Source organism: Marisediminitalea sp. (assembly GCF_984433645.1).
Genome location: NZ_CFIDRX010000192.1, coordinates 1 through 7,826 on the forward strand (window position 1 = coordinate 1; position 7,826 = coordinate 7,826).

Below are 7,826 nucleotides of genomic sequence, written 5' to 3' on the forward strand. Positions count from 1 at the left end.
GAATACGCCAATAACAACGGTAATAACCGTCACAGACCAAAAGCAGTCCAACAGAATCCACTAAAGTTCGTAAGAGTCGCTCGTATGTTTATTCTTTTGTTCGCTGCCGTAAACAAAAACAAGCCCCAGCCGCTACACCTCGCCTAATCGAGCAGCCACCCAGTGCAGGCTTAACTCTGCGTACATGGCATTAATCACTGCTTCTACGTTTTTCAGCCGTGCATTCATAACCTGAGATGCCCTTGCATTAAGCTTGAATAAATCGCTATCGCCTTTCTCAAAACGCTGTTGCTCCAACCACGACAGCTCTTCTTTAACTTTGGTATTTTGTTGTTGTAGCTGCGCCACGCGTTGTGATTGCTCCCACTGCACTACGGCTTGCTCAAACTCTTGTCGCAGTTTTTGCTCAGCAAGGTTCAACTCCAGTTTACTGGCCGCCAATTCGGCATCGGCTTTCGATAGTTTGGCTTTGGCTTTGCGGTTACCCAATGGATAAGAGAACTGTAGGGCCACTTTGGTTTCGGTATCTTCAAGGTTAACCGGGCCACTACCAAAATCCTGTGCAACTGCCGCTTTCATATCTAAGGTTGGCAGCAACTGGTTTTTCGCCAACCGTTGTTCATTGGTTAACGAGGCGACATCGGCCGCCCGCGCTTGAATAACAGGATGCTGGCGCAACGCCGTACGCAATTGCTGAATGTAAGTCTGGTTCAATGAAAACGGCCAGTTGATGTCGAGCCCCAGTACATTGTGCTGAGCCGCAAAAGGCGTGGACTCACCAGGCACCTGCCAGAAAAACGACAAACTCTGAACAGCTACCTGGCGTGACTGTTCAAGCGTTGCCAATGCTAACTGCTGCTCTAAAATACTGGCATCAAATTCGGTGAGTGTTACCGCCGGTAAATCACCGTTATCTACCCTCGCCTGCAACCCTTTTCTGCGGGCGTGCAGCGTATCGATAAGGTCGTGCACAGTGGCAATTTTTAATGTGGCTTCATACCATTTAAGGTACTGACTCAGGCCTTTAAAAATAAAATCATTTCGCATTAGCGACGCTTCGGCCTGCCATTGTTCTATTGCCACCCGCGCATTGGTGAGTGCTGTTCTGCGCGAATCAGTTTCCCGGTTTCGCAGCAGTGAAAGAGAAACGCCAATGCTTGCTTCGCCGCCAGTTAGGGTGTCCATTTGCTGTTCGTAGACGGGGAAGTTTCCTCCTGCTACCCTATACTCGGTGTACAACTTGGCATTCATGCCCGCGAGCGGCTTTACCGCACGCTGCGCAACCTGATTGCCGTCGTAATATCCCGTCAGGCGCATTGCCACGTCTTGCTCCAGTTTGATATCAAACTCACTTTCAGCCATCACCAGCGACGCATCATATTTCACCCCTTTTTGCTCAATGAGTTGTAAATAGGGATGCGCGTTGGCAATGGTATGAATAAACTCAGGCACGCTGGGTATGTGCTGCGTAGCAGTATCGGGTACCTGAGATTGCGCACTCGCAGCGCCGCTTATAGCCGAAGTCATTAACCCTATCGCAATGGAAAGCCCGCGCAGCATCATTTCGTGCTCCCTTGTTGCTCGGTTTGCTGGGTTTGTTGTGTTTGCTGTGGCGGGAAGTTATTGAGCTGACGCCACAATTCATAACCCAGTCTGACTTCTTCTAACAAGATCCACGCACGCACACGACTCCCTAAACGCACCACGTTTGCGCTGGGCCAGGGAATATCTTCTGCATCGGGTTTGATCCACACCTGAAATGCCCCCATCTGGTTCGCAACGGGTTCAACGTATTCCACTTCTCCCCCAAAGGTACCTACCGCCGTGTCGGGCCAGCCACTGAATTGAATAACCGGCCAGCCTTCGAACTGAATTCGCGCTTTCGCACCTGGTTTGACGAGTGGCGCATCGAGTCCGCTCACCGTGATTTTAACGTAACGGGTCACGCCATCGGGTATAAAATGTCCCAGAACATCGCCGGCTTTCACGTATGTTGCAGTGCCCCCGGCAAACAAACGCACTATGGTCCCGTCGACGGGCGCGACTTTGGTAAGCGTTTCCTGACGGGATAACACCATGCTGACTGAGGTTATATCAGCCTGTGAACTGGCTGCTTTAGCGCGCAGGGACTCAAGTTGTATTTGTGCGGCTTCAACGTCACGTTGAGACACCAGGCCCTGCTGTAACAGCGCTTTTTGTCTGGCCAGGTTTTTCTGAGCGTTTTCCACGGCAGTCACATCCGCCTCGTGCCGTTGCTTTGTTGCCGCCAGTTGCGACTGCAGTTTTTCGATACGCTGGGTATCTACGTCTGTCAGGGTAACAATAGGGTCCCCTGCTTTTACTTTCATCCCCTCCCGGACGTGCCAGGTTCTAATTTGCCCGTCTACCAAAGCTGAAATGGCCTGCATTCTGCCATTTGGCTCCATAGAGTCCACGCTGCCCTGCCCGAATGCAGTCTGGATCCAAGGGGTAAACCACAGTACCGCAGCGGCAATAAGTAAAGCGCCAATAATCAGCCCTGTGACTACTTTGTGGGTACGGGGCATCGACTGTTCAGAGACAGACACAATATTTTGCAGGAAACGCTCTGCGCTATTCATGAGTGCCCTCCTCTGCTGTATTTGGTGTAAAAGCCGTTACTTCCAGCGTGTCGTGCAACGCCAGAATGCCATCAAATTCACCATCAACCGGCATGTTAGTAAAGTACAATACCGTCCAGTTCATGCTGTAAATGCGCCGTAATAATCGCGCTTTAAGCGCATGAGGCACCGCATCAAAATGCTGATTCAACAGCACAATTTGCGGACCAGACAGAATAGCTGCTGCCAGTTTTAGTAACAGGAACTCTAGTGGTTGCAGTGGCGTCCCCAGGTTTGCAATACGGGTAGCCAGACCATCAGGTAAATCATCGATTACCTGTGTTAGCTCTACCATATCAAGGGCTTCGCTGATCTGCGCAAAAGTAACTCCAGGGGCAGATAACTTCAGAAACTGTTCGATGGTACATTCAACAATCAGTGACCTGTCGAGCGAATAGACCGCCTGACGTAACTCATACTTGTCGTAATCAAACAGATTGTGATCGCCCAATAAAATATCGCCCCTTATTGGCCTGTCGTAACGTTTCAAGAAACTTCCAAGTTGTTTTTGAACCCAGCTTTTTCGTGTGGTCACAAAGTATTTCTTACCCGCTTCCACGGTAAAATCGATATGGCAGGCATCCTGGTGATGGCGCATGGTTACGCGCTTGAGTTCAAGCTTCGAGCCGTTTGGTACCAGGCTACCACCGTCTTCATGCACAGCCTCTTGAGGAATGGCCAGGGCACCGCCGATTTTTTCAGACGCACCGTACAACTCGTAGTAGAGCTTCAGGTATTGAGAGAATCGCGAAAGACCAAAAAACACCGCCGACATGATCAACTCAGCGGCAACCAACTGGCCAATGGAAAGCTGGCCTATGACCACCAGATACCCGCCTATACCCAGCAACGAAGCACTTGCCAATGCGTAGAGCAACAGGAAAGTAACCGCTTGTCGGAATGTGAAGTGGAAATGGGCTTTATGCTGCTTAACATAAGACGCTATGTACTGCTCTGTATTGCGGCCTGCGTAGTCCAGGTGATCTGCAGATTTAAAGAATTCGTGAGCGCTTGCCATGTCATTCAACCATTTTGCAGAGTCGTATTTTGACTGCGACAGTTTCACCGCCGTGCGCTTGGCCTGATTGCCCCATAGTTTCCAGATGGCGTACATAAGCAGCAGAATCAACAGGTTAAACATAAGTAGAAATGGGTGATAAAACGACACGAGGGTAAAACCGACAACCAGTTGAAGCACCAACGCGAAACCGTCAACCATTAGCGATGGGATGTTTTTCTGGAAGGTCATGATGTCGAAATAACGCTGTGTAATGGTGGTATTGCGCTGGCCATCAAAGAAGCTTTGCGGTGCCATCATGGTTTTTGCTGCCAGTTCCGACGTTAAGCGAGCGTAGACTTTCCTCTCGTAATGCTCCATGACCCGCATTCGCAACGCACTGAGCAAACCTGAAATCACGAGTGTAAAAAACAAAACCATCGACAATATAACCACCGCTCTGACGGAGCCTATATTGGCAATGCTGTTGATCAGTGTTTGAACCGCAATCGGCACAGCCAGGGTGAGAAAACTGATCGCCACGCCGTAAGCAATGGCTACATTAAAAAAGCCATGCTCAGGTTTGAGTAATGCGACCAGGTGCTGCTTGATTGCTCGTAAATCAATGGACTTTTCCATTTGAAAGATTTCACTCCATATCACAATGTGTTGCTACTTTACCCAAACAACAAGTAAGATAAAATCTGATATTTTCTTATTTAATAATCGAATTTTTCTACGTTATGTATAACTTGAACTTTCGCCACCTCTATTATTTCTATTTAGTAGCCCGTGAAGGTAACGTGGTCAATGCCGCAAAATTGCTGCACGTTACTCCGCAAACCGTCAGCGGACAGCTATCTACGTTTGAATCTCAGATAGGTTGCCAGCTTTTCGACCGCATCAACAAGCGCCTTTACCTGAACAGCAAAGGCAAGGCGGTCTATGAACATGCTAGTGAAATTTTTCACAGGGGCAATTTACTTACCGAGATCATTCGCAACGACCATGAAACCACTCAACAACAATTCACTATAGGGATCACAGATGCGATTCCCAAGGTACTGGCTTATGACTTCCTTGCCAATACCATGCGCGACAATCCGCAGGTTAAATTTCAGTTCAGGGAAGGTAACTTTGACGCATTAGTCAGCGAACTGGCCATTAACCATATTGATCTGGTTATCGCTGACCGGGGCATTGCCCCTGGCACCCAGGTGAGTGCCAATAGTTACTTCCTGGGCGAATCGCATGTTGCCTTTTTTACCTCAGACCCAGACACAGCTAGCGAGGCAACCTTCCCGGAATGCCTCGATAACCAAAACATCCTGTTGCCCGGTATTAAGTCAGGTATTACGCTCGGACTTACTACCTGGTTTGAAAGTCAGCACATTTTCCCGCACGTTGTCGCCGAATTTGATGACAGCGCCCTTTTAAAGTTATTTGGTAGTGAGGGGTTTGGTATTTTTTGTGCACCGTCAGCGATTGCCGAGCACGTAGCACAACAATATCAGGTCGTAAAATGCGGTGAAGTCCCCGAGATAAAAGAGCGCTTTTATGCATTAACCAGTAAGAATCAGGCGGCACAAGGCATTGTGAAAGCGGTTATCAATGAAGCTAAAAGCTTGTTGATCAGCTAACGTCAAATCAGCGGGCGTTATTTGAAACGGCCTAAAGCTTCGACCAGTTCATTGGTGTCATGGTCTTCAAAATAGCGTCGAATTTCTCGGCACAACGCCGCGCTTTCTTCCTGCATCAGACGGAAGGTATCGGGTTTAGTTAAAGAATCAAAACTCGCAATCGGCGGACGCTGTTGGTTAAATAGTAGCTTGATACCGAGGGATTTGAGCTCCGGGAACATGGAAACCATGTGCCCTTCATCAAGAAAAATAACGGGTTTTGCGGTCAGAATCCGGCGGTAAACTGAAAAGGAGAAGTAATTCCAAAAAAACGCACATTCACAGCGATCAATCATTTCGTTGTACTGGCTAAAAGACAAAGTGCCATAACACTGGATATTACTGTGTAATTCAGATGCCTTAAGCAGTGTCTCAAGCGCCGGCGTACCTACCACGCGAACGATATACCCTTGTCCTGCAAGTGCATTGATCGTCTCTAAAAAGTCTCCAAGGTAGTCCTGTCGGGATGCCTGCAAGCGGTAGAAGTCTATCTCTGCCATAACAAACACCAGTTCTTTTTCGTTACATGGCTTTGATGCGATGTCTTCAAAGAAACTGACGGAACGATAATAAACCGGCTTATTTCGTTTAATTTGCTGATCTATCGGCACGGGATAAATATGCACGTCGTTTGCGAACTGACGTCGGAGCACTTGTAACCGACCGGCTAGATAAATAGATTTGATATAGCGCTTCGTTATGTGCGTAACGCTGTTGTCGTTGCCATTGTTTACGGCAAAATTGCCAGACAGCAATTTTATGTCAATGCCAAGTAAGGGGTCACTGGTGAAAACTGATATCGCCTTCGATTTTAACCGGGTAAGCAACGCAGAAAACTTTATAAAACTATAGGGTTCGTGGGTGTAAACTAAATATCCGGAAAATAGCACAACCGCAGCAGGTTCATGCCTGTCGATCAGGTCTTCACAATCCTGAATGGTGCGATAGGCAAACAACATGTCAGGATTCAGGTGATCCGCAATACCTATCCGGTTTTCCGGAATGACCACCTTTACATCCCATTGCCGACACAAGGTCAAAAAATACGAGGCATGTCCCAATTCACCGTAATCTTCAGACACAATCACGACCATTTTCGGTGATTGTATTTTAGTCATCCGAGTTCCCTTTTGCTCCAGAGTTTATTCTAATAGTTCCATGATGTTTGTAAGTGCTTTACGCGGTGTTGCTATTTACCTTGTGAAAAAAGTGACTACGGGGTAGGTAAATGACTAAATCCCGGAAAAGTTAAAAAAAAGATTGCACCTAAAAATACAATTTATCAAACTAGGGTTGTACATATTTTAACTAATTTCAGGACGCTTACATTTTGCTAAGGAAAGCAGTATCACTTCCTTTGCTTTATATTTTCTCACTGAAAACTGACATAACGTTAACGCAGGTTGCACTAATTCGCCATATGCGGAGCAATAAATACCAAGCACAACCACGTTAACAAAAGAAACAGAAGGGTAAAGGACCACCTCATGAGCGCAGGTGCCATTCCCCAAAAATAACTGAATATAAACAGGAAGCGGAAAAGTTTGTGATGGAAGTAAAACAACGAGTAAACCGCAACACGTTTAGAAATAGCTGTTGTGCCATGTTGGCGGTGTTAAGCATAGGATTGATTACCGGCTGTTCTTCACCCTATTCCCCTGTTGCTGTAGAAGCAAACCCTCAGGTAGTTGAATCTCTGCAACGCTTTACTCGCGATTATACCCTTCAGGCGGGCGACCAGGTTGAAGTGTATGTGTACCGCCACCCGGATTTCTCAAAGACAGTGACCATTCGTCCCGATGGATATCTGACTCTTCCCGTTTTAGATGACATCAAAGCCGCCGGCCTGACGCCAATGGAACTTGACCGGTTGGTAACAAAAGCCTTGTCAGTGCGATTAAAAGAACCAGAAGTAAGCGTTTTTGTTGAAAACGTTGTGGAGCCCATGGTTTACGTACACGGTGAAGTTCAAGTGGCGTCTGCCATACCCATTCGCAAAGCGAAGACCGTAGCCCAGGCACTGGCGCAGGTTGGCGGAATAAAACGCGAAGCGAAAGTGGAGCAGCTCGCCGTTATTCGCTTACACAAGGACGGCCATTTACGCGCAATTACCCTTGAATTAGCGAACCACAGTCAGTCGTCTTATTTCCTCGCCATGCAAAATATTCGCTTGCTACCTGAAGACATTATATTTGTTCCGGAAAGCCACCGCTCGCAATTTGTGCGTGCAATACAAGACTTCATTAATACGCCGCTTACCGGTGTGAACCAGGTGTTAGCTCCTTATTTTCAGTTTCGCTTAATTGAAGAGTTGGACGACGTGAACGAAACCACTGAAGTGATCATAAACTGATGTTTGAAAAAGAAGCCATTCCTCATGTCCCTGAAGCGGATAGCTTTGACGTAAAAGCTTCGCTTAACAATATCAAAAGCTCAGTAATAGGACACCTCTGGGTGGTGCTGGTGGTGTTTGTACTTACAGTATCCGCTGTCACGATGTACATCGTAACC

The 7,826-nt window shown here is 47.5% G+C and carries 6 protein-coding genes; 2 read left to right on the forward strand and 4 right to left on the reverse strand.

Going from position 1 to position 7,826, the window contains the following annotated elements; all coding sequences use genetic code 11:
• Positions 1–132 precede the first annotated feature (132 nt).
• Genes AC4MRN_RS17870 through AC4MRN_RS17880 form a run of 3 tightly spaced genes read right to left on the reverse strand, consistent with a single transcriptional unit; the run spans position 133 to position 4,275 of the window.
• Entirely contained in the window at positions 133–1,563 is a 1,431-nt protein-coding gene (locus AC4MRN_RS17870) for a TolC family protein (protein WP_491204042.1), read from the reverse strand.
• Positions 1,560–2,600: an HlyD family secretion protein gene (locus AC4MRN_RS17875; protein WP_491204043.1), complete on the reverse strand. Its 1,041-nt coding sequence runs from the start codon at positions 2,598–2,600 to the stop codon at positions 1,560–1,562. The genes AC4MRN_RS17870 and AC4MRN_RS17875 overlap by 4 nt, the downstream gene beginning before the upstream one ends.
• Entirely contained in the window at positions 2,593–4,275 is a 1,683-nt protein-coding gene (locus AC4MRN_RS17880) for an ABC transporter transmembrane domain-containing protein (protein ID WP_155015282.1), read from the reverse strand. Before AC4MRN_RS17880 ends, AC4MRN_RS17875 begins: the two co-directional genes overlap by 8 nt.
• Positions 4,276–4,379: 104 nt before the next feature.
• Between AC4MRN_RS17880 and AC4MRN_RS17885 the strand changes: the two genes are divergently transcribed.
• A complete protein-coding gene (locus AC4MRN_RS17885) occupies positions 4,380–5,276 on the forward strand; it encodes a LysR family transcriptional regulator (RefSeq protein ID WP_073324979.1) in 897 nt (298 codons plus the stop codon).
• Positions 5,277–5,293: 17 nt separating this feature from the next.
• Here AC4MRN_RS17885 and AC4MRN_RS17890 read toward each other — a convergent pair whose 3' ends face one another.
• Positions 5,294–6,433: a hypothetical protein gene (locus AC4MRN_RS17890; RefSeq protein WP_155015284.1), complete on the reverse strand. Its 1,140-nt coding sequence runs from the start codon at positions 6,431–6,433 to the stop codon at positions 5,294–5,296.
• A 431-nt stretch (positions 6,434–6,864) separates the two neighbouring features.
• Here AC4MRN_RS17890 and AC4MRN_RS17895 point away from each other — a divergent pair, with 431 nt between their 5' ends.
• Entirely contained in the window at positions 6,865–7,668 is an 804-nt protein-coding gene (locus tag AC4MRN_RS17895) for a polysaccharide biosynthesis/export family protein (RefSeq protein WP_073324981.1), read from the forward strand.
• The last annotated feature ends 158 nt before the right edge of the window (positions 7,669–7,826 follow it).